This is a genomic window from Dactylosporangium aurantiacum, assembly GCF_000716715.1.
Lineage (GTDB): Bacteria > Actinomycetota > Actinomycetes > Mycobacteriales > Micromonosporaceae > Dactylosporangium > Dactylosporangium aurantiacum.
On the sequence record NZ_JNYJ01000010.1, the window covers coordinates 148,301 to 170,443 of the forward strand.

Genomic DNA, 22,143 nt, shown 5'->3' on the forward strand with positions numbered 1-22,143 from the left:
CGATCTGCCTTCGGACGAGCCCGGCGGCCGCTCGTGACCGGGGGTCCTGGCCGCGGGCCCGGGGCCGGTCTGCGCGGCCGGCGGGTCCTTGTCACCGGCGCCAACGGCACCTTCGGCCGGCTGCTCTGCGCGCGCCTCACCGACCTGGGCGCGACCGTCGCCGGCATCGACCTCGTCGCCGTCGACGGTCCCGTGACCGTGTTCGCCGGCGACCTGACCTCGCCCGCGGTGCCGGACGTCGTCGCCGCCGCCGTCGCCCACCTCGGCGGCCTCGACCTGCTCGTCAACAACGCCGGCGTCGGCGGCCCCGCCCCGGCGGAGCTGCCCCCGGACGAGGTCGTCGCCCGCCAGCTCGACGTCAACCTGCTCGCCGCGTGGCGCACGACCGCCGCGGCCCTGCCGGCCCTGGAGGCGGCCCGCGGCAGGATCGTGTTCGTCGCCAGCCGGATGGCGGTGCTCCCGTTGCCCCTCGCCGCCGCGTACGGGGTCAGCAAACGCGCCCTCGTCGCCTACGCCGACGCGCTGCGCCTCGAGGTCGGCGGCCACGTCGGGGTGAGCGTGGTCTACCCGAGCATGGTCGCCTCCCCGATCCACGACACGACCGCCGCCGCCGGCCTGTCCCTGCAGGGCGTGTCCCGGCTGGAACCGGTCGAGGGCGTCATCGCCGCGATCCTGCGCGCCGCCACCGCCCGCAGACCTCCGCGCGACGTCGCCACCACCCGCCGCGGCCGCTTCGAGATGGCCGTGGCCCGGCACCTGCCCGCTCTCGCCGACGCGATGGTCCGCCGGACGGTGGCGTCCCGGCTGGCGGCCGGCGCCTTCCAGGACGCCCCGCTGGCCGCCGGGCTGATCCGCCGCCACCGCGACCGCCGGTAGCCGCCGGCGGTTGCGGTCCGGTCGGCTTCTGTCATGATCACGACGGGACCGGGCGTCGGTCGGTCCGCGTTGCCACGATCGCGCGCATGAGTTCGTTCCCGACGCCGCCAGGTTCGTTCACCACGCCGCCCCCACCGCCCGTGCCCGACCCGCCGATCACCAGGGCGCGCAAGCGCGCCGCCGTCGTGACCGTCGTCCTGGCCGCGGTGCTGTGCGGTCTGGGCGTCCTCGCGTCGTGGAACCCGTGGGGCTACGCGCGTTTCGGCGACGGCCCCTACGCGCTCGTCGCCGTCGCCACCCTCCTGCCCCTCGCCGCCGGGGTCCTCGCGCTGCTCCTGGTGCGCCGCAAGGCGGTCACGATCACGCTCGCCGTCGCCTGCGCCGTCGCCGCCGGCATCGCCTTCTGCGGTGGCGGCGGCATCGTCGCCGTGTTCGGCGACCCGCACTGGAAACGCACCGTCCTCGCCACCACCGGCGAGTACCAGATCGTCAGCCTCGTGGAGAGCGACCTCATCTTTCGCCAGGAGCTGCGCGTCGCCCGCCCCGACGGCCTGCTGACCCGCGAGTCGACCCGCCCGCTCGGCTGCGTCGAGGCGGTCTTCAACGACCACCCGGAGTTCACCTTCAAGTTCGCCCGCTTCGTCGGGCCTGACGAGATCGAGGTGACCCTCAGCAACGACAAGACCTGGCGCACCCGGTTCGACCCCGACACCCTCACGCCGTCCCGGACCCTCAACGCCGGCTGCGCCGCGTACCGGGGCGCATACGTCGACACCGGCCCGTGATCAGCGGGACATCAGGGGGCGGCTGCGGAAGGAGAAGCGGGCGACCGTCGGGATCCAGTGCCGCCAGGTAGCGGGGTCCGGGTCGAGCTCGGTGGTGTCGGTGATGCGCCGCACCCGGTCGCGCAGCGCCGGCGGCAGGCCGGCGAGCAGGTCCGGGACGGAGGCGTCGTCGTCGGCGAGGCGTTCCAGGAAGGCGACGGTCTCGGCGGGGAACCCGACCTGCATGGCCAGCATGAGGCAGACGGTGCGCAGGTCGTGGTCGCACAGCCGCTCCGCCTCCGCGGCGGTGAGCCCCGAGCGCAGCAGCCGGTACGTGTTGACCAGGCGCTTCGCCGACCGGGGCGTGGTGATGAGCGGGCCGACGTCGATGAGGGCCTGGCGTTCCTGGGCGGTGAGGCGCAGCGTGAGCACGGCCATCGGCGGGATGTCGGGCTTGGCGACGGCGTAGACGGCGAGGTGGCGCAGGCCGGTCCGCAGCACCAGCCGGCGCCCGTCCGCGCTGAACGCCGGCAGGCTCAGCGGGCCGTCGTGCGGCTCCGCCGGGGCGGGCAGCTGGAAGCGGTCGGGCGCGCGGTCGACGGTCAGGTCCCACAGCAGCAGGGTCCGGTCGGCGGTCGCGGCGAGGGTCCCGTCGGCGCTGACCGCCAGGGCGGCGACGGTGCCCGTGCCCGGCTGCAGCGCGGCCGGCCGCGGCGTGCCGTCGACGACCCGCCACAGCCGCACCCCCGGCTCGTGGGGGACGGCCACGGCGACCACCGCACCCGCCGGGTCGGCGGCGGCCACCGCCGTGCGCCGCGGCGGCGGGACGGTGTCCGAGGACGCGGGCTCCGGCAGCGGGACGAACGCCACCCGCGAACCCCGCTGCACCACCCGGAACTGCCGGGTCGCCAGGACGGTCCCGCCGAGGTCGCCGGCGGTCGTGTCCACGGACGGCTCCGAACCGTCGACCGGGAACTCGACCGCGACCCACGCCCGTGCGGTCACGATCCACGCCGCCGTGCGCCCCGACGGGTCGGGGCCCACACCGGCCAGCACCCAGCCGTCCGCGCCGGCACCGTCCCACGCCGCCTCGGCCAGGACCGACAGCTCCACCGCGTCCAGCAGCCCGCACCGGCCGGCGCTCACCACGAACACCCGCCCGTCGCCGGTGACGGCGGCCGCCACCACCGGCTCCTGCCACAGCCGCCACCGGCGGCCCGGATCGGCCGGCCGGGCGGTGTCCCACCGGGCGACGGTGCCGTCCTGCATCACCGCCACCAGGAACCGGTCCCCGTCGGTGAAGCCGGCGACCACGACCGGGTCGGGCAGTTCGACGCCGCGGACCAGCACCGGCGCGAACTGCCGGCCGTCGGTGGGTGCAGCGGCGCCGTCGGCGGGCCCGGCACCGGTCGCCGGTCCGCTGTCCGGCGAAGCGGGAGCGGGCGACAGCGGCGGCGGGGCGTCGGCATGCTCGAGGTCCGCGTCCACCTCGACGTCCGGCAGGAGCGTGTCACGGACCAGGTTGGTGTAGCCGTCGTCGGTCAGCGCCGGCAGGTTGATCGACAGTTGGAAGATCTTCTCCAGGTAGTTCTGCGGGTCGTGCTCGGTGGCGCCGCCGATCACCTCCTGGTAGTGCTGCTCCAGCGACCGGGTCAGCCACCGTGCGTCGACCCCGACCACGACCACGAACAGCGGGAAGGCCAGCAGCAGGTTCACCGCCTGCAGCACGTCCACGACCCGGCCGGGCGGGCAGCGGTCCAGGTCGTCGATGTACAGCACGATCCGCTCGACGTCCGTCGAGCCCGACAGGCGCCGGCTGAGCTCCTCCAGGTCGCGTCGGACGACGGCGACGAGCCCTTCGTGCCGCCGGTAGTCGTCGCCGGCGGACCGGCCGGCCGCGAACGACCGGACGCTGCCGGCCTGCTCCAGCAGGTCGATGCGGACCCCGAGGGTGCGGATCTCGTCCTCGTACCGCTCGATCTGGCGGCGCAGGGTCTCCCGACGGACCCGGATCGGCTCCTGCCGCTGCTCGTCGAGCGTGCGGACCACCGCCTCGGCCTTGTCAAGGGCGGGCTTCGCCCGGCCGATCACCTTGCTCAGCCCGAGCCCGGCGATGACCAGCGGGGCGACGGCGGTGGCGGCCGCGGCCAGGGTCTCCTGCAGCCGGGCCAGGACGATCGCGCCGGCCGGTCCGGCCACCGCCAGCAGGACCAGCGACACCAGCAGCGACCGGGTGGCCCAGGTGCCGCGCCGGAGCAGGACGAAGAACCGGCCGAACGTCCCGCGCGCCTCCTGCGTGACGGCCCGCAGGTCCAGGCCCTCGGGCGGGACGCCGGCGTTGCTGAGCGCCTTCGACACGGCGCTCTGCGCCTCGGCCACGACCGGCTCGGCGCCCAGCACGTCGCGCAGCCCGATCGGCTCCTGCCGCAGCAGGTCCTCGGTGGCCTCCGCCAGCTGCCGGGCCGCCGCGCGCCGCCGCAGCTCCAGGTGGTGGCGCTGCTCCTGGGCCGAGGGCAGGTCGGCGAGGGCCCGGCCGGCGGCGGCGTCGTCGAGCTGCTCCGCGAGGCGGTCCATGATGGTGCCGGTCAGCGAGGCCCACAGGTTGGCGTCGACGTAGTGCCAGGCGTTGAACCGGACCTGGCAGACGCTGCCGCAGTACGCGGTCGGCTGGCCCTCCGTGCGGGCCCGGGTGGACATCGCCGCGAGCGCCTCGACGCGGTCGTACATCCGGCCCATGAAGAACGACTTGCCGATGCCCCAGTCGCCGAACAGGCCGATCGCCAGCGGCGGGGCGACCTCCTGCGCCATGACGATGTCGCTGAGCGTCTCCACGTCACGGTCGACGCCGAGGCGGTCCTCGCCGGTGGTGCCGTCGGCGAGGAAGCCGGCGTGCCACCGGCCCGGGGCCGCCTCCGGGCGTGGGGCCTCGTACGCGGCGTTGCGCACGAGCGCCATGCCCGGGTCGAGCTCCTGCCACTGCGGCCGGGGCAGGCCCTGCGCCTGCAGCGCGGCGGCCACCGCCTGCATGATCTCGTCGATCAGCAGGGTCGGGCCGAGCCCGGCGATCCCACCGGCCAGGACCTGCAGGAGCGCGCCGGTGAAGCTGGTGTGGTGGTGCCCCGAGGGGGCGAGGGCGACCGCGTCGCGGCCGGTGGCGGCCAGGATGCTGAACTGCCGCGGGCCGCGGGCCAGGGTGCCGGCCCGTTCCGCGTAGCCGCAGTCCAGCACGACGACGCACCGTTCGGCCCGGCTGCCCTCGATGGTGCGGCGCAGGCTCTGGAACGGCAGGCCCGACCGGTCCGGCTGGGTGGGGTGGGTGCCGCGCAGCGCGAGGACGAGCCCGCCGTCGTGCGGGCCGGGCAGCCCGTGCCCGGCGTAGTAGACGAACAGCAGCCCGTCGGGGCCCACGTCGTCCGCCGCCGTGCGGATCAGCGCGATCGCCGCCGCCGGATCCGACCGGCCGTCCGCGACGTGCACCTGCTGCGCCGGTACGCCCCACAGCTCCGGCCGCATGAGCCCGGCCCGCAGGTCGTTGACGTTGTTGCGCACGGCGGGGATCGGGTCGAGGAAGTCGTATTCGCCGACGCCGATCAGGACGACCTGCGACGACGACGGATCGGCGAGTTCGGCCACCGCTTCACAGTAACGATGCCGTCACGCAAATGTGGTCACCGGGTCGGCCGGGCATCGACGGGTGTCAGGTCCGGTTCGGTCGCGACGCTGCCCAGCAACGCCATGGCCTGCGCCGACGGGGTGCCCGAGGCCGCGTGGTAGACGAGCAGCTCCTGGCCGGGCGCGCCGTTGACGCTGAACGTCTCGTACGACAGCGTCAGCTCACCGACCATCGGGTGCGCGAACCGCTTGGTCCCGGCGGTCTTGACCCCGACGTCGTGGCGGGCCCACAGCCGGCGGAACTCGTCGCTCTTCAGCGACAGCTCGCCGACCAGTTCGGTGAGGCGCGGGTCGTCGAGGTCGGTGCCGGCGCGGGCGCGCAGGCTGGCGACGGTCTCGGCGGCGACCCTGGGCCAGTCGGCGTAGAGGCGGCGCGCGTACGGCTCCAGGAACGCCACCCGGACCATGTTCTGCCCCTTGACGGAGCAGTGGTTGAGCGCGGCGGCGAGCCGGTTGTTGGCCAGGACGTCCAGGTGGCGGCCGACCACCACGGCCGGCGTGTCCGGCCAGAGGTCCAGCAGGCGCAGCAGGCCGGGGCTGACCCGCTCCGGCTGCCGGGACCGGCGCCGCGGGCGGGCCGCCGGCCGGGCCAGCTCCCGCAGGTGCGCGAGGCCGTCGTCGTTCAGCGTGTACACCCGGGCGACCCCGGACGACGTCGCCGACGCGATCGCCTACGCCGCCGCGGCACCCACCCGGGTCAACCTCGCCGAGGTCATCATCGTACCGACGCAACAGGGCTGAACCGCGGGCTTGACCTTGACCCAGGGGCAGGGTCCGACGATGGGCGCATGAACGAGATCGCACAGCTCAGCGAGCGGATCGCAGCCTTCTGCGACACCACGAACGTCCCCGGCTACGTCGCCGGCGTGTACCGCGCCGGCGAGCGGCACGTCCTCGCGCACGGCGTGGCGAACATCGGCACCGGCGCGCCGATGCGCGAGGACACCGGGTTCCTGTTCGGCTCCATCACCAAGGTCATGACCACGATGCTGGTGCTGCGCCAGGTCGAGCGCGGCACCGTCGACCTCGACGCGCCGGTCGTGTCCTACCTGCCGGAGTTCGCCCTCGCCACGCTCGGCAGGCACGACACCGCCGGCCGGATCCGGGTACGCCACCTGCTGACCCACACCAGCGGGATCGACGCCGACCTGTTCTTCCCGGCCGGCTGCGGCCCCGACGCGCTGCGGGTCTACCTCGCCGGGCTGGCCCGGCGGTGCGGCACGCTGTTCGAGCCGGGGGAGCACGTCAGCTACTCCAACGGCGGCATGATGGTCGCCGGGCGCCTGCTGGAGGTCGTCACCGGTACGCCGTACCACGAGCTGCTGCGCCGCGACCTGTACGGGCCCGCCGGCATGACCGGCTCGTGCACGTCCGCCGCGGAGGCGATCCTGCGCGGCACCGCCGTCGGTCACTTCGCCGACCCCACCACCGGCGAGGTGCGGCGCACCGGCATGTTCACGCTGCCCGACACCTGGGCGCCGGCCGGCGGCACCGCCATCGGCACCGTCGGCGACCTGCTCGCCCTCGGCCGGCAGCACCTCACGCCCGGCGTGCTCTCCGCCGCGTCGACGGCGCTCATGCGGACCGTCTCGCACGACATGGGCACGCCGAACGTGCCGCCCGTCGGGATGGGGTGGCTGCTGATGCGCTTCGGCGACACCACCGTCATGACCATGTCCGGGGCCTCACCCGGCGGGGTGGCCGTCCTCGCCGTCGCACCCGAGCTCGACCTGGTCTTCGCCGCGTACGGCAACGACCCGCGCGCCCTCGCGCTGCACGACGAGCTGCTGCCGGCGCTGGTGCCCGGCCCGCTGCGGCTCGCCCCGGTCCGGCCCGTGCCGGCGGCGCCCGACCTGGCCCGCTACGCCGGGACGTACCGCTCCGACCAGCTGCGCGTCGAGGTCAGCGTGGTGGACGGCGGGCTGGAGGAGCGGATCACCTACGAGCCGGCGGACGCCGTGCAGGAGGCCACGTTCACCGGGTTCGTCGGCGGCCCCTTCACCGTCCCGCCGCGGCGGTACACCCAGATCGGCGACGGGCTGTTCGCCCCGGCGGGGATGCCGCCCGGCGAGCTGGGGCTCACGTCCCGGCAGTACCTCGTCTCGTTCCACGGCCATGACATCGGCACGGGTGCCGTCACGCACCGGTGCTCGGGCGGCCGCATGACCCGCCGCGTCCTGCCGGACCACGGTTGAGCAGGATGCGGTCATGCAGTTGCTCACCATCGGCCGGCTCGCGGAGCACGCGGGCGTCACCGTCAAGGCCGTGCGCCACTACCACGCCCGCGGCCTGCTCCCCGAGCCCGAGCGCGACGGGTCCGGCTACCGCCGTTACGACGCGGGCCACGCCATCCAGCTCGTGAAGATCAAGACCCTGGCCGACGCGGGCGTGCCGCTCGCCCGCGTCAAGGAGCTGCTCGCCGCCTCCCCGGCCGAGTTCGTCGCCGCGATCGCCGAGATCGACCGCGACCTGAGCCGGCAGGCCGCGAAGATCCGGCGCAGCCGCGAGCGCATCGCCCAGCTGCGCGACGGCGACCGCCTCTTCGTCACGCCCGAAGTGTTCGCGTACCTGCGACGCCTGCGCGCCCTCGGCGTCAGCGACCGCACCGTCCGGCTGGAACGCGACCTGTGGGTCCTGCTGCACGCCGTGTCGCCGGGCTCGGCCGACGGCTGGGTCACCGACAAGCTCGACGCCCTCGACGACCCCGAGTTCCAGGCCATCTACCTCGCGTACGACGCGGCCTTCGACCTGCCGCCCGACGACCCGGGCCTGCCGGCGCTCGCCGCGCGGGCCCGGCGGTGGTACGCCACCCGCTCCGGCACCCCGGAGTCGACCGGCGACGTCGACCCGGCGATCACGCAGCTCGCCGCCGCCTCGGCCGCCGCGTCGTCCCCGGCCTGGTCCCGCCTGGCCGAGCTGGCCCGCTCAGCGGGATGACCACGGGTCCGGCCGCATGACGGTCCAGGCGGCCACGGCGCGGGTACGTTCGGCGGGCGGCAGGTGCCACGCGATGCCGCCGGCGGCGGGGGCCTGCCAGCGCCCGGCCGCTGTGCCCGGTGGTGAGCTCAGCTGTGGTCGATCGGGATCTTGACGAGCAGCGTCGTCCCGAGGCCGGTCGGGCTTTGGAGGTCCATGTGACCGCCGAGTGTCTCGACGCGGTCTCGAAGTCCGATGAGGCCGGACCCATTGCCGGTGTCGGCTCCGCCGATGCCGTCGTCGCGGACCGACAGCCGGAGGAAGGCGTCGCGCGACTCGACATCGACGTGAACCGTCGACGCATTCGCGTGTTTGGCGGCGTTCGTCAGCGCTTCCGACACGACATAGTACGCGCCTACCTCGACCTGCTCTGGTAGGCGTTGGTCGATGTCCACCTTCAGGTCGACCGGCGTCGGACTGCGGCGGGCGAGTGTCCTGACCGCCGGGCCGAGCCCCCCTTTGGCGTGAATCGCTGGATGGATTCCGTGGGCGATCTCCCGCAGATCTTCAAAGATGCCCGTAGCGATGTTCGCCGCTTGTGACGCCTGATCCCTGATCGCTTCGAGTTCTGGTGGTATGGAGGATTCCAACATGCGCAGTTGGAGGCCCAGCGCGACGAGCCGTTGTTGCGCGCCGTCGTGGATGTCGCGTTCGACCTGGCGGCGGGCTTCGTCGCTGGCCGCGATGATGCGGGCTCGGGAAGCGATGAGCTGGGTGCGGCTCTCGGCGTTGGCGACGGCGGTCGCGACGAGGTCGGTGAAGCGGGCCATTCGTATCTCCGTGTCGGCCGGCAAGGGTTCGAGCGCGGTGGACATGACCAGGGCCACGCCCCAGATCTGGCGTTCGACGATGACCGGAACGCCGACCCCGGAGTGGACGCCCAGGCTTTGTGCCACCTCCGCGTTCGCACCTTTTGCGGTTTTGTAGTCGTTGATCCGGGCCGCGTGGCCGGTGTTACGCACCATGACGAGAAGGCTGTCGCCGGTGAGCGGGAACGACTCCCTGTCCCGTAGGATGTTGCCGCCCGCGACCCTGGTGGCCGTTCCATCCGTCTCGTACCGGAGCAGCGTCGTGGGGTACCCGCCAAGCACCACGCCGAGTTCCTTGGCCACCGCCTTGAACACGTCGGCCGGCGAGGCGCCGCGGGCGACCAGCGTGGCAACCCGCCGCAACGCGGCTTGCTCTTTCGCGAGCGAGGTGGCCTTTTCGCGGCTGGCTTGCAGCGACTGGATCATGTCCGCTCGGTCGCGTGCCGCGCGCAGCAGCGATCGCAGGGCTGGGACAACTCGCTGTTGGAGGCGCTCCATCGTGTGGGCGGGCAAGTCGGCGGGGACGACGAAGGTACCCAGGACCGTCGTACCGTCACGCAGCGGGAACACTGTCCGGTAGCTGTTCGCGGGCATCGCCTCCAGCTCGATCGAGGCGAACGGCAGGTCGAGCGCCTGCTTGAGCTGCATCGCCCCCGCACGCAGCGCAGCGTCAAGGTTGGCGGAGCCGAGCATGAGCCGGGCCAACTCTGCGGAGAGGTCGGTCTCTCTACGGCGTTCCCACGCTTCGCGGGCGTGGTAGCGGGTGAGGGCGGACAAGGCGCTGACCAACAATGCGGCGATGGTGAAGATCCCCATGTCGCGCAACTCCCCGCCGCTGAGCGGGCGTAGCGCCGCGAAGGGCGGCGTGTGGACGTAGTTGTAGACGATGGCGCTGGCCAGCGAGGTCATCAGGCCAAGCCGGGCTCCCCACACAACCGAGACCGCGAGCACGCCGATCAGGTACACGATCCCGCTGGCATGTTGATGTGTGGCACGGGAGAACACAAACATCGCCAGGGTCTCCACCGCGATGAACACGACAGCCACCAGGACCCCGAGCGAGAACGGCGGCGGCTCCGGCCGGGTCATCAGGGCCAGCAGCCATGACCGAATCGGTCGCCGCTGCTGTGTGGTCTCACCAGAAATTGAGGTTTGCATTTCGCCTACCCGCCATAAGCCAGGTGACTCTCGTTTCAGGGCACAAAATCCTTGTTTCGGGACTTTACCACGTAGATCGGCACCAACTGGGCTAGTCGGATAAGGGGAGCGTCTCGGGCGCAACGATGCTGCCAAACTGCCGGACGTGTCGATCGAAATGAGCGTCACGGAAAATTTAATTGTCAGGCGTCGATAAATGTAATGAGTGGCGGCGCGGGCAACGGGTGCTCGGATCCCAGGCGCTGCGCCCGGGCCGGCGCCACCGGAGCAGCCTGACCTCGAACCAGCTCAAGCATCGGCACGGACCGATGCGCAGCCTGTAGACCGGCCGGACCTGCAAACGATCATCGCCGGGCAAGCGTTCGATCTCCAATGCAACAGCGCCCGGAAAAAAGTGGCGGCACCGGCTGGACCGACCACACCCCGGTCGAGACCAGCAGCCCCGGCGGCTCGACCGGGATGACGTCACCCGGCCTGGCTGGACACTGATCGACGCCGGATCACCGGGGCCGCCGCGCTCCACACGCTGTACGCGCTGACCACCGCCACATTCTCCGCGGCGCCGCCGGTACCGTGGCGCACATGCGGCCGCCCTCGAGCGCTGCCTTGCCGGCCGACTCCGGCGAGCTGACCCGGCTCCCGTCGACGGTCCGGGGCTGGTGACGGACGGCTGCCGGCGCGGCGTCGTGGCGGCGCGGGCGATGATGATGCTCCGGCGCGGCACTGGTCTTCGCCGCGGGAGGGATGGACATGGGACCGGACGACGCCACGCTCGGTGTCGTGCTGGACACGACGGCGGCGCCGGCTGAGGTCGTCGTGGACGGCGAGCGGCTGGTGGTCATCGGCTACGTGTGGGAGCCGGCCACCGAGCTGGTCTGTCTCGACGGCGCCGGCGCGGTGTGGTCGTGCTCCCCGGACCGGCGCGGCCGGATGCCGATGAACTCGTCCGTCGACGCGCTGCGCCGGTTCCTCGACCTGTTCGGCGCGTTCTTCGCGGCCGCCGACGACCCGCCGCCGGCGACGTACACGGCCGCGCAGCTGGCCGAGAAGCTGGCCGCGTTCCGGCGCGGTGAGATCACCCCCGCGGCGGGCGGGCCGGACCGCCGCTCCGCCCGCGTCGAACGGCTCAGGACGAGCTTGCGGGAGGTCGACGGGGGCGCCGTCGAGGCCGGGTGGTGGGCGCTCGTCCTGGAGCAGGTCGACGACGGAATCCTGTGACGGGCGGCCGGCCTCACCGGTCCCGGTCGAAGCCGGTCCGCAGCTGGCGCACGTCGAAGGTGACGTCCGGCTCGATCCACCGTTCGTCGGCCGTCCGCACGATGTGTTGCGCCAGCCGCCACACGATGACGTCGAACGCCTCGCGACCCGTCGGGCCGAGCCGGGACAGCCCGTACAGGCCCTCCTGCTCGTACATGCCGATCATGCTGTGATCGGGCAGGCCGGTCGGACTGAACACCTGCACCGCGGAGATCTGGCGGGGCAGGTCGCGGATCGGCATGACGGTCCACATGACCGGGATGATCGACGTGCGCCAGCCGGGGCGGTCGCTACGGGACCGCACTCGGCGGGTGAACGCGTCCCACTCCTGGGCGCACCGCGGGCTGTTGACGTACCTCGGGGAGAGCAGCGGCACGAAGACCTGGCAATGGCCGACCGCGAACGCCACCTCCTCGGTCCAGCGCCCGTCCGGCGTCGCGTCGATGAACCCGCTGTCCTCGCCGGCGCCGAGCCCCATGAGCTCGTTGACGTAACCGGACAGCGTCACGAAGAACCTGGTGTGCCGGTCGTCGACGTCGGCCCGGGCATGGCTGACGAAGAAGACCGGATGCGCGTCGGACCGACGTGGCCCATCGGTGGCGGGCCGCTCGGGGCGTGCCGCGAAGACGGGTCGCGGCGCCGCGGCGGTCCGGACGCCGGCCCGCTCGGCACGCGCCGCGGGGTTGGGTCGCAGCGCCAGGCCCGCGGCGGTCCTGACGTTGACCTGCTCGGGATGCGGCAGGCTCCGCCGTCGCATGGTCTTGTGCAGCTGCGTGAAGATGACGTCGAGGCTCAGCAGCTCGGGGCCGTCGGGGACGCCGTCGCGCAGGAGCTCCAGCAGCGCGCCGGTGAAGGCCGTGTACCGTTCGCCCGGCGGGGCCAGGGCCTTGCGGTTGGCCGCCGTTGCCGTCAGGACGTAGACGCCCTCGATGTCGACCATGCCGCTGACCTGGCCGTCGGACATCGCCGGGATCGCCCGGCCGCTGAAGCAGCAGTCCAGGATGATGATGCGGGTGCGGGCGTTGATCCGGCTGCTGTCGACGAACAGTGCCCGCAGCGCCTCGTACGGCAGCGCGGTGAACGCCGGGTCCTCCGGGTCCGAGCCGGGCAGGGCGAGGAACAGCTCGCCGCGCATCCCGAGCAGGCCGTGCCCGGCGAAATAGACGATCAACGCGTCGTCGGCGGTCTCGCCGATGTCGCGCAGCGCCTTGCTGATCACGCCCGGGTTCGCCGGCTCGGCGAGGACCCGGCAGTTGTCGGGCCGAACGACGCCGTACTCGGGATCCGTGAACGCCGCCGCGAGCCCGGCGAGATTGTTCGCGACCGCGGGCAGGTCGTCGAGGCTGGGCACGTCGTACCGGCTGGTGCCGATCAGCAGGACCGCCGACCGGTCGGGATCAGGCAGCCGCACCGGTCACGTCCACCGCCGACGTCACCGGCGCGGTGCCGCTGGTCGCGACCGGCCGGCATCCACTGACTGGCACCTGTACGTTCACCGGGCCAGCCTGTCCGATACGCGGCCGGACGGACATCCCTCGCATGGCCAGTACTGCCCAGGCGCCCCCACGGCGCGAAACGTCACTCGCCGTGTAAGCCCCGACGATCCAGGCCCGAATAGATCAACGTGTCCGGCCGGCGGGCCAGTCCAGGCACGTGGACGCTCCGGAGTGGACGGCGACCAGCGAGTCGGCGCCGCGCCACCAGGTGTCGGCCAGCCCTCGGACCTCCGCCCGCCGGGGGCAGCCCTGCCGGGACGTCGTCGAACAGCAGCGGGTTCACCGGGGCGAGGCTACCTACGAACGGGCGGGTCACCCGTTCGGGCGACAGACAACCGGTGAATTATCGCCGAATACCGCGCTCTTCGTAGCGGATCCATTGCTTTGCGTGACAGTCTTGGAGTCGCGAAGATCAATGGGGGTCACCGACGCTGCGGCACGAGTGAGGAGGGGTGATGACCGCGACCGCGGCCGCGATGAACCTTGCCTCCGGGGAACCTCCGATCAACTTCGCGGCGCACCAGGTGCGGGCCGGCAACATCGCCGGGGCGCGGGACGACTTCGAGCAGATGCTGGCGATGCTGCTCGCGGCGATCTACCCCGGTGCCCGCGCGATCACGGCGAACCCGGGTGACTGGGGCATCGACATCCTGCTCGGTGAGCTGTCCGGGCTCGTGGTGATCTGGCAGTCGAAGTACTTCTGGCCGGTGGTGGGCCGCTCGTCGCAGGGCCAGATCCGCGAGTCGTTCGACGCCGCGCTCGCCGCGGCGGCCCGCAACGGGTACCGGCTCAGCCAGTGGGTGCTGTGCGTGCCGGCCAGCATGGACCCGCCGACCGCGCAGTGGTGGGACAACTGGCGCACGCGCCGGCAGCGCGACAGCGGCGTCGCGATCGAGCTGTGGCACGAGAGCATCCTGCGCGGCCACCTGGTCCGGCCGGACTGCGCGCACGTGCGGCGGCACTTCTACGACCCGTACACGCCGGCGCCGGCACAGCGGGCACCCGTCCGGGACCTCGGCGGCGACGACGCGGCCGCGCTGGACGAGGCGCTGTTCGTGCGGCAGCTGCGCGCGGCCGGGCACGCCGAGGTCGGCGCGGCGAAGCGGGAGTACTTCAACGCCGAGCTGCTGGCGCGCGAGGTGCTCGACAAGCGGCTGCCGGCGGAGGTGCTCGCGCTCGCCGAGGCCGACGGGGTCGTGCACGGCATCTGGGAGGCGCGGTTCAACGCCGTCGCGGCGCTGGCCGCCGACCCGCGGCTGCCGGGGCTGCACGCCGAGGTCATGCGCGAGATCCGGGAGTCGGGGGTGTTCCCGGCGCAGTTGCGGGCCGGGCCGGTGCACCGGTGCGGGCTGATGCACCGCGTCGTGCAGGACCGCCGGGCCGGCTGGGTCAGGCACTGGCGGGACATCATCTGAGCGAAAGGCGGGACAGGCATGACCCCGGACGACGTGCCGGTGTTCCGGCAGGCGCGGATCCTGCTCGTGCTGCAGTGCGCCGGTGAGCCGCTGGACGTCGAGCACCTCGGCGTCTACGACTTCCTGGCCGCGCACCCGCTGCTGCTGGCCCGCGCCGGCGACGACCCGGACCGCACGGCGCTGCGGCTGGCCGGGTTCGACGACCGGGCCGTCGCCTACGCCAGCCCCGCGCAGCGGTACGTCACCGCCCAGCTGCACCTGGCCGGCGACCTCGCCGCGCTGATCGGTCGCGGGCTCGTGCGGGCCACGGCCACCGGACGGGTGACGTACCAGCTCACCCAGGAGGGCGCGGACATGGCCGCTCGATTTACCGCGATGTATGCTCAGCGGTACCGCACGGCGGCCCGCGTCGTCGTGCGCCGCCTCCGGCGCCTGAGCACGCGGAGGCTGCGAGAAGGCTTGCGGCAGTGGCTCCATCCGGCTCCTTCGTCTGCGCTGAAGGACCTGACATGATCGGTTTGCGGGCACACGGCATCCGGCTCAGGCGGCTGCGCCTGCACAGCGGCGACCGCAGCTACGACGTGGACTTCCGGGCCGCCGACGACGCGCCCCGGCCGCTGTCCGTGCTCGCCGGGGCGTTCAGCACCGGCAAGACCACCGTGCTGGAGTTCGTCGACTACTGCCTCGGCGCCTCCGACCACCCGCGCCACCCCGAGATCATGCCGAAGGTGCGGGCCGCCACGCTGGAGGTCGAGCTGTCCGGCTCGCCGTACCTCATCGAGCGGGCCGTCGGCGAGCCGTCGATGTTCGCCTACGTGCGGGCGGGCCGCCTCGACGAGCCGGGCGCGACGCCGCCGGTACGCCGGCCGCTGCGCCCGTCCAGCCACCCGGAGAGCCTCTCGACGCTGCTGCTGTCGCACTGCAAGCTGGAGGGCGTCCGGCTGCGTGACACGCTCGCCCAGGACCAGCCCGGCGCCGACACGGACCCGCTGAGCTTCCGGGAGCTCATGTGGCTGTGCTTCCTGCCCAACGAGCGCCTCGACGACAAGGACCTGCTGTTCGAGAGCGTGCCGATGAAGCACCTCAAGCTGCGGCAGGTGGTCGACGTCGTCTTCGACGTGCACGACGACCGGTCCGTGGAGCTGGGCCGGCGGATCCGGGCCGTCGAGTCGGAGCTGTCGGCGGCGAGGGCGGCGTACCGGGCGGCGGAGCAGATCGTCGAGGAGCAGCGCGTCGGCGACCGCGACCACCTGGAGGCGCTGCACCGCACCGCGAAGGACGAGCTGGCCGCGTGCGCGCAGGCCCTCGCCGCGCTGGACGCCCAGGCCCGCGCCGACACGATGTTCGCCGAGGAGCTGCGCGAGCGGCACCGCGGCGCGGCCCTCGCCGCCCGGCACGCGGCCGCCGCGTTGCGGGACCGGGAGACGCAGCTGCGGCGGATGCAGGCGCTGCGCGGCAGCTACGCCGAGGATGTCGCGAAGTGGACGATGCTCACCGAGGCCGACCGGCTGTTCGAGCCGGTGCGGGTGGCGTCCTGCCCGTCGTGCCTGGCGCCGCTGTCCGGCGGCGAGGAGCACTGCCCGGCCTGCCGGCTGCCGGTCACCCAGGCCGGCCCGCTCGACGTCACGGCCGAGCTGCGCGCCGCCAAGACCCGCCTCGCCGAGCTGACCGGCTACCTGGACGAGCTGCAGGAGCAGCTGCCGCGGCTGCGCGAGGAGGCCGAGCGGGCCCAGCTCGCGGAGGCCCGCGCCGCCGCCGAGGTCGACGAGGCGACCACGCACGCGATCACGCCGTACCTGGCGCAGCGCGACGCCCTCGCCCGGCGGCGCGAGGAGGCGGCGGCGACCCTGCAACGGGCGCTGAGCGGGCTGCGGCTCATCGCGAGCCTGGAGCGGCGCGCGGCCGGCATCCTGCAGCAGATGGACCAGGTCGCCGCGGACCGCGAGGAGCTCGCCGCGGCCGGGGCGCAGGCCAGGCGCGCGGACCGCTCCGCCGTCGTGCGGCGCGTCGGCGCGCGCTACCGGGAGATCCTGCAGGAGTGGCGGTACCCGAAACTCGCCGACGCGTACCTCGCCGAGGACCTCACGCCGTACATGCGGGGCGAGCCGTACACCGCGGCGTCCTCCGGCGGGCGGACCCTGATCGCCCTGGCGTGGCAGCTGGCGCTGTTCGAGATCGCGTGGGAGTCCCGCTCGTCGCACCCCGGGTTCCTGCTGCTGGACAGCCCGCAGAAGAACCTGGGCGTGGCCGGGGACTTCACCGGGGACCCCGCCGACAGCGTGACGATCGAACGCGTCTACCGGCACCTGGACCGGTGGCTGGCCGGTCGCGGGGTCGGCGCGCAGATCGTGGTCGCCGACAACGCCCCGCCGCCCGAGGCCGCCGCCGACGTCGTGGTGCGCTTCTCGCGCCGCCCGGACCAGCCGCCGTACGGACTCATCGACGACGAGACCAGCTGAGCCCGGCGGGACGGCGGCCCGGCGCCCCGCCGCCCCGCCGGGGGTTCAGCGCAGGCCGGCCCGCCGGGCGACGGCGATGAGCCTGTCCGGGTCGTCGGAGATGACACCGTCCACGCCGAGGGCGATGACGCGCTGCATCGTCCGCCGGTCGCCGGTTGGCCCGCCCGTGAACGCCGGGCGTACAGCCGTTCAGCCGAGCTGCCGCAGTACCCACGAGACGGCCGCCTCCGCGGTGTCGGCGGTCGGGTAGGACGGCTCCCGTGCCGGCCCTTCGACCGTCCAGCTGCCGACGGCGATGAGCGGCCGGCCCAGGCGCATCGCGAAGCCGATCTCGCTCAGCGTCCCCCAGCCCCCGCCGACCGCGATGACCCCGTCCGCGGTGCGCGCGACGAGCCCGTTGCGCAGCTCGCCCATGCCGGTCGGCACCGTCACCGTCAGGAACGGGTTGCCCTCCGCCCGGTCCGGCCCCGGCAGCAGCCCGAGCGTCAGCCCGCCCCGCCGGTGCGCCCCACGGCACGACGCCAGCATGACCCCGCCGCGGCCACCGGAGACCAGCACGGCACCCGCCTCGGCGAGCAGCTCCCCGACCCGCTCGGCGACCCGTTCCTGCTCGGCGGTGGCCTGCCCGGCCCCGATCACCGCCACATACGGCCCGTTCACGCCCTGAACATACCGACCCGCCCCGCCGCGCGGACCTGACCGGCCGAGCCGTGCGACCCGCCGCGGCGTTGACGGCGCGCACACAATGGAGCGTGACGCCGGGTTGAGCCTCGAAGGGTGGCGGCCGTGACGACCTCCGCACGTGACGAGCAGGACCGCCGGGACGAGGACAACCGCCTGTGGGCGCACGGCATCCACATCGACGACAGCATCGTCCAGCGTGGGAACTACTTCCTCGTGGCCCAGTCGATGCTGGTCGTCGCGTACTCGATCCTGCTGTCGGTCAGTCAGCAGGTGCACCGGCTGGCTGTCGCCACCACCATCATCGCCGTCGTGGGCATGGTGCTGGCCGCGGTGTGGGGCTACGTGAGCTGGTGGGGCGTGCAGTACCTGCGCCACGTCCAGGAGGCGGCGGTCAACCGCCTGCCGGAGTACAAGCAGACCCGTGAGACCTGGCGGCCACGGCGGCGCGTCTCGGCGCTCAGCGTGTTCACGTACGTCATGCCAAGCATGGCGGCCGTCATGTGGGGCGCGTTCCTCGTCTTCATCTGAGCCCTGCCCCGTGGAGCGGGTGCGGCTGACCGGGCCGGTCCGGCGGGGTCAGGGGAGGCGGGACAGGTCGACGTCGGCGTAGATGGCGGCGTGGTCGGAGCCGGCGTGGACGGGTTTCGTCATGGTCTCGTAGATCGGCCAGAGGGTGCCGCGGCGGCCGCCCCAGACGCCCTTGCGCAGGATGCCGCCGCCGGTGGTGGCGGCGTACAGGGTGGGGGAGAGCAGCACGTAGTCGAGCTTGTTCGGGGCGGTGCAGTAGCCGTACGTGCCGGGGCGGCCGGCGTCGTCGAAGCCGGGGTGGGTGCTGACGTCGCGCAGGTCGGTGTCGCGCAGCAGCGGGGCGAGGGCGTCGCTGGCGGGGGTGTCGTTGAGGTCGCCGACGACGGCGACGAGCGGGGTCGGCTGGGCGCGGTAGATCTGCGCGACCCGCAGGGCCTGCCGGCGGCGGCGCGCGTCGGAGGCGGCCTTGCCGCCGTAGCCCTTGCTCTTGAGGTGGTTGACCAGGACGGTGAGCAGCTGGCCGCCGGGGAGCCGGAAGTGGTACTCGGGGCAGTCGCGGCTGAAGATCCGGCCGTGCTCGTCGAGGTCGTCGACGTGGGTCCGCTGGCCGGCCGGCGGGAAGTCCACAGTGGACATGATGCCGCAGTCGATGCCGCGTTCGTCGTTGCCGTCCATGACCATGAAGTGCTCGTACATGCCGTTGAGGCCGCCCTCGGCGAAGCGCTTCAGCGCCAGGCGGCTCTCGGCCTCCACGACGCCGAGGATGTCGGCGCGCAGGTCGAGGATGACCCGGGCGGTGTTGAGCAGGGCCAGCTCGTCGACGCGGTCGGTGGTCAGCTCCACCCAGCCGATCCAGTCGGCCCGGCCGCCGGCGACGACCTCGACCCGGCCGGTGCGCCGGCGCACGACCAGCCGGCCACGGTTCTGCCGCAGCCGGGCGAACTTCGCCGAGTCGCCGTTGCGCAGGCCGAGCCGGGTCAGCTCGCGCAGGATGTCGTGGCGGACCTCGTCGGTGTACACGGGCTCCTCGAGCAGCTCGCTCAGCCGCTGGAACGCCTCCAGGACCGGCCGGCCCGCCGCCCACGTGCGCTGGTCCAGCGCCTTGGCCCGGTTGAACAGGTTCTCGACGTTGTAGCTCGCGATCCGCATCCGGCCTCCCGACCGTAAGTTACATGCCCGCGGACCGGCCGGACGGCCTGCCGAGCGTCGGGAGCTTTACAGCGTGTCGAGGCTCCACCTACGGTCCGGCACGCGCCGGTGGCCGCCCGTGCCGGCAACGTTTCCGCAGGAGGAATCCCGATGAGCCGAAGAGCCCGCCGTACCGTGGCGGTCGCCGCAGTAGGGGCGCTGCTGGGGCTGGCCGTGTCCGTGCCGCCGGTCGCCGCCGCGCCCGACCCGGGGTCGCCGGTCAAGGTCGACCAGGTCGCCTACGTGCCCGGCCTGCCGAAGCAGGCCACCGTCGTCAGCAGCTCGACCTCGCCGATCGCCTGGACCTTGCGCAACGCCGCCGGGACGACCGTCGCGTCCGGCCAGACGACCGTGAAGGGCGCCGACGCGCTGTCCGGCGACAACGTGCACATCGTCGACTTCTCCAGCTACGACACGCCCGGCAGCGGCTACGTGCTGTCCGCCGGTGGCGCGAACAGCTACCCGTTCGACATCTCCGCCGCGCCGGTCAAGCAGCTGCGGTACGACTCCCTCGCGTTCTTCTACCACCAGCGCAGCGGCATCGCGATCGAGTCGCAGTACGTCGGCAGCCGCTACGCCCGCCCCGCCGGGCACGTCGGCGTCGCGCCGAACCAGGGTGACACGTCGGTGCCGTGCCGCCAGTCCTGCGGCTACTCCCTGGACGTGCGCGGCGGCTGGTACGACGCCGGCGACCAGGGCAAGTACGTCGTCAACGGCGGCATCGCCGCGTGGCAGCTGCTGAACATCTACGAGCGGGCCGCCAACGTGGCCGGCAGCGACCGGGCCGCGCTCGGCGACGGCACCCTCGCCATCCCGGAGCGCGCCAACGGCGTCCCCGACGTGCTGGACGAGGCCCGCTGGGAGGTCGAGTTCCTGCTGCGCATGCAGGTGCCGGACGGCCGTACCGACGCCGGCATGGTCCACCACAAGATCCACGACGAGAACTGGACCGGCCTGCCGATGCGCCCGGAGGCCGACCCGCAGCGGCGCCTGCTGTCGCCGGTGAGCACCGCGGCGACCCTCAACCTCGCCGCCGTCGCGGCGCAGGCGGCGCGGATCTGGCGCACGATCGACCCGACGTTCTCCGCCCGCGCGCTCGCCGCCGCCGAGAAGGCGTACGCCGCGGCGAAGGCCAACCCGAACCGGCTGGCCAGCGCCAACGACAGCACCGGCGGCGGCGCGTACGACGACGCCACCGTCACCGACGAGTTCTACTGGGCGGCGGCGGAGCTGTACACCACCACCGGCGGCGCGAACTACCGCACCGACGTGACCGGCTCCTCGCTGTACAAGGGTGCCGCGTTCAACCAGGGCGGCTTCTGGTGGGGCTGGGTCGCCGCGCTCGGCGACACCACCCTCGCGCTGGTGCCGAACGGCCTGCCGGCCGCGGACATCGCCGCGACCCGGGCGAGGTTCGCGTCGTTCGCCGACAGCCTGCTCAGCGAGATGGCGGCGCAGGGCTACCCGGCGCCGAACGGCGGGACCACCTACAACTGGGGCTCCAACGGGCAGATCGCCAACAACGCCGCGGTCCTCGGCCTCGCGTACGACTTCACCGGCCTCGCCAAGTACCGCACCGGCGCGTTCCAGGCCCTGGACTACCTGTTGGGCCGCAACCCGCTGAACCAGTCCTACATCGCCGGGTACGGCGAGAAGGCCGTCCGCAACGTGCACCACCGGTTCTGGGCGAACCAGTCCGACGCGTCGCTGCCGACCGCGCCGCCCGGGTCGCTGTCCGGCGGGCCGAACAGCGGGCTGCAGGACCCCGTCGCGCAGGCGCAGCTGGGCGGCTGCAAGGCGCAGAAGTGCTTCGTCGACGACATCGGCGCGTACTCCGTCAACGAGGTCGCCATCAACTGGAACTCGGGGCTGGCGTCCCTGGCCAGCTGGGCCGCGGACCACACCGGCACGATCCTGCCGCCGGACACGACCGCGCCGAGCGTGCCGGGCACCCCGGTCGCCTCCGACGTCGCCGCGACCACGCTGCGGCTGACCTGGGCCGCGTCCACCGACGCGGAGAGCGGCGTCACCGGGTACGAGGTCCGCCGCGTCACCGGCGGCACCTCCACGGTCGTCGCGACCACCACCACGGCGTCGGCGGCGCTGACGGGCCTGACCGCCTCGACCGCGTACACGTTCACCGTGGCGGCCCGCAACGGCGCCGGCCTCGTCTCGGCCGAGTCGGCGCCGGTGACCGTGACCACCGCCGACCCGCCCGCGGACGCCCGGCCCACCACGCCCGGCACCCCGGTCGCCTCGGCCGTGACCGCCACCAGCATGACGCTGACCTGGCCCGCCTCCACGGACGACCGCGGCGTCGCCGGCTACGAGATCATCCGCCAGCAGGGCGACGCGCTGTCGGTCTTCGCCACCAGCACCGGGCCGTCGACGGTGCTGACCGGGCTGACGCCGAACACCGAGTACGTGCTGATGGTGCGGGCGAAGGACACCGCGGGGCAGTTCTCCGCGTTCTCCGCCGCGGTCACGGTGCGCACCCCGTCGGTCCAGACCGGCGGCTGCCGGGTGGCGTACTCGGCGAACAGCTGGGGCGGTGGCTTCACCGGCAGCATCACGATCACCAACACCGGGTCCACCGCGTGGACGTCGTGGACGCTGAACTTCACGTTCCCCGGCGACCAGCGGGTCACCCAGGGCTGGTCCGGCCGCTGGTCGCAGACCGGCGCGGCGGTGACGGCCACGAACGAGACCTGGAACGGCGCCGTCCCCGCCGGCGGCACCGTGAGCATCGGCTTCAACGGCTCGTACAGCGGCACCAACACCAACCCGGCGGTCTTCACCGTCAACGGCACCACCTGCGGCTGACGCCGCACGTCGACGCCGGCCGGCCCCCTCGGCCCGGC

At 73.4% G+C, this 22,143-nt stretch carries 16 protein-coding genes; 10 read left to right on the forward strand and 6 right to left on the reverse strand.

Annotation, left to right across the window (positions count from 1 at the left end):
* The first annotated feature begins 33 nt into the window (after window positions 1–33).
* Window positions 34–876: an SDR family NAD(P)-dependent oxidoreductase gene (locus OP18_RS14425; RefSeq protein ID WP_033359356.1), complete on the forward strand. Its 843-nt coding sequence runs from the start codon at window positions 34–36 to the stop codon at window positions 874–876.
* Between the two features lie 86 nt (window positions 877–962).
* Window positions 963–1,661, forward strand: a complete 699-nt coding sequence (locus OP18_RS14430) for a hypothetical protein (protein WP_156089522.1) — start codon at window positions 963–965, stop codon at window positions 1,659–1,661.
* Here OP18_RS14430 and OP18_RS14435 read toward each other — a convergent pair whose 3' ends face one another.
* Both OP18_RS14435 and OP18_RS14440 read right to left on the reverse strand, forming a co-directional pair.
* Window positions 1,662–5,273: a caspase, EACC1-associated type gene (locus tag OP18_RS14435; RefSeq protein WP_033359358.1), complete on the reverse strand. Its 3,612-nt coding sequence runs from the start codon at window positions 5,271–5,273 to the stop codon at window positions 1,662–1,664.
* Between the two features lie 35 nt (window positions 5,274–5,308).
* On the reverse strand, window positions 5,309–5,947 hold the full coding sequence (locus tag OP18_RS14440; RefSeq protein ID WP_052386714.1) for an MmyB family transcriptional regulator: 639 nt from the start codon (window positions 5,945–5,947) through the stop codon (window positions 5,309–5,311).
* Window positions 5,948–6,100: 153 nt separating this feature from the next.
* Here OP18_RS14440 and OP18_RS14445 point away from each other — a divergent pair, with 153 nt between their 5' ends.
* Both OP18_RS14445 and OP18_RS14450 read left to right on the forward strand, forming a co-directional pair.
* Window positions 6,101–7,507, forward strand: a complete 1,407-nt coding sequence (locus OP18_RS14445; RefSeq protein WP_033359359.1) for a serine hydrolase domain-containing protein — start codon at window positions 6,101–6,103, stop codon at window positions 7,505–7,507.
* Window positions 7,508–7,520: 13 nt separating this feature from the next.
* Window positions 7,521–8,249 carry a MerR family transcriptional regulator gene (locus OP18_RS14450; RefSeq protein ID WP_245635379.1) on the forward strand — a complete coding sequence of 243 codons (729 nt, stop codon included), beginning with the start codon at window positions 7,521–7,523 and terminating at the stop codon, window positions 8,247–8,249.
* Between the two features lie 128 nt (window positions 8,250–8,377).
* Here OP18_RS14450 and OP18_RS14455 read toward each other — a convergent pair whose 3' ends face one another.
* On the reverse strand, window positions 8,378–10,186 hold the full coding sequence (locus tag OP18_RS14455) for a sensor histidine kinase (RefSeq protein ID WP_052386715.1): 1,809 nt from the start codon (window positions 10,184–10,186) through the stop codon (window positions 8,378–8,380).
* 819 nt (window positions 10,187–11,005) lie between these two features.
* Between OP18_RS14455 and OP18_RS14460 the strand changes: the two genes are divergently transcribed.
* Window positions 11,006–11,473, forward strand: a complete 468-nt coding sequence (locus OP18_RS14460; protein ID WP_033359360.1) for an SUKH-4 family immunity protein — start codon at window positions 11,006–11,008, stop codon at window positions 11,471–11,473.
* Window positions 11,474–11,486: 13 nt separating this feature from the next.
* On the opposite strand, the gene OP18_RS57130 is transcribed toward OP18_RS14460, so the two are convergent.
* A complete protein-coding gene (locus OP18_RS57130; RefSeq protein WP_052386716.1) occupies window positions 11,487–12,923 on the reverse strand; it encodes a TIR-like protein FxsC in 1,437 nt (478 codons plus the stop codon).
* Between the two features lie 540 nt (window positions 12,924–13,463).
* On the opposite strand from OP18_RS57130, the gene OP18_RS14475 reads away from it, so the two are divergent.
* Genes OP18_RS14475 through OP18_RS14485 form a run of 3 tightly spaced genes read left to right on the forward strand, consistent with a single transcriptional unit; the run spans window position 13,464 to window position 16,882 of the window.
* A complete protein-coding gene (locus OP18_RS14475) occupies window positions 13,464–14,423 on the forward strand; it encodes a hypothetical protein (protein ID WP_081970751.1) in 960 nt (319 codons plus the stop codon).
* An 18-nt stretch (window positions 14,424–14,441) separates the two neighbouring features.
* Entirely contained in the window at window positions 14,442–14,936 is a 495-nt protein-coding gene (locus OP18_RS14480; RefSeq protein WP_052386717.1) for a hypothetical protein, read from the forward strand.
* Entirely contained in the window at window positions 14,933–16,882 is a 1,950-nt protein-coding gene (locus OP18_RS14485; protein WP_033359361.1) for a hypothetical protein, read from the forward strand. The genes OP18_RS14480 and OP18_RS14485 overlap by 4 nt, the downstream gene beginning before the upstream one ends.
* A gap of 189 nt (window positions 16,883–17,071) precedes the next feature.
* On the opposite strand, the gene OP18_RS14490 is transcribed toward OP18_RS14485, so the two are convergent.
* Entirely contained in the window at window positions 17,072–17,542 is a 471-nt protein-coding gene (locus OP18_RS14490; RefSeq protein WP_033359362.1) for a TIGR00725 family protein, read from the reverse strand.
* 126 nt (window positions 17,543–17,668) lie between these two features.
* Here OP18_RS14490 and OP18_RS14495 point away from each other — a divergent pair, with 126 nt between their 5' ends.
* Window positions 17,669–18,094, forward strand: coding sequence for a RipA family octameric membrane protein (locus tag OP18_RS14495; RefSeq protein WP_156089523.1), 426 nt, complete (start codon window positions 17,669–17,671; stop codon window positions 18,092–18,094).
* Between the two features lie 48 nt (window positions 18,095–18,142).
* On the opposite strand, the gene OP18_RS14500 is transcribed toward OP18_RS14495, so the two are convergent.
* Window positions 18,143–19,243, reverse strand: a complete 1,101-nt coding sequence (locus OP18_RS14500) for an endonuclease/exonuclease/phosphatase family protein (protein ID WP_033359364.1) — start codon at window positions 19,241–19,243, stop codon at window positions 18,143–18,145.
* 150 nt (window positions 19,244–19,393) lie between these two features.
* Between OP18_RS14500 and OP18_RS14505 the strand changes: the two genes are divergently transcribed.
* Window positions 19,394–22,105 (forward strand): glycoside hydrolase family 9 protein, encoded by a 2,712-nt coding sequence (locus tag OP18_RS14505; RefSeq protein ID WP_043787524.1) that lies wholly within the window; start codon window positions 19,394–19,396, stop codon window positions 22,103–22,105.
* Window positions 22,106–22,143: the final 38 nt, after the last annotated feature.

Bases quoted from the DNA above. Each gene is read 5' to 3' on its own strand.
- OP18_RS14430 (WP_156089522.1), top strand. From the start codon at position 963: ATGAGTTCGTTCCCGACGCCGCCAGGTTCGTTCACCACGCCGCCCCCA.
- OP18_RS14445 (WP_033359359.1), top strand. From the start codon at position 6,101: ATGAACGAGATCGCACAGCTCAGCGAGCGGATCGCAGCCTTCTGCGAC.
- OP18_RS14450 (WP_245635379.1), top strand. From the start codon at position 7,521: ATGCAGTTGCTCACCATCGGCCGGCTCGCGGAGCACGCGGGCGTCACC.
- OP18_RS14455 (WP_052386715.1), bottom strand. From the start codon at position 10,186: ATGACCCGGCCGGAGCCGCCGCCGTTCTCGCTCGGGGTCCTGGTGGCT.
- OP18_RS14460 (WP_033359360.1), top strand. From the start codon at position 11,006: ATGGGACCGGACGACGCCACGCTCGGTGTCGTGCTGGACACGACGGCG.
- OP18_RS14475 (WP_081970751.1), top strand. From the start codon at position 13,464: ATGACCGCGACCGCGGCCGCGATGAACCTTGCCTCCGGGGAACCTCCG.
- OP18_RS14480 (WP_052386717.1), top strand. From the start codon at position 14,442: ATGACCCCGGACGACGTGCCGGTGTTCCGGCAGGCGCGGATCCTGCTC.
- OP18_RS14485 (WP_033359361.1), top strand. From the start codon at position 14,933: ATGATCGGTTTGCGGGCACACGGCATCCGGCTCAGGCGGCTGCGCCTG.
- OP18_RS14500 (WP_033359364.1), bottom strand. From the start codon at position 19,243: ATGCGGATCGCGAGCTACAACGTCGAGAACCTGTTCAACCGGGCCAAG.
- OP18_RS14505 (WP_043787524.1), top strand. From the start codon at position 19,394: ATGAGCCGAAGAGCCCGCCGTACCGTGGCGGTCGCCGCAGTAGGGGCG.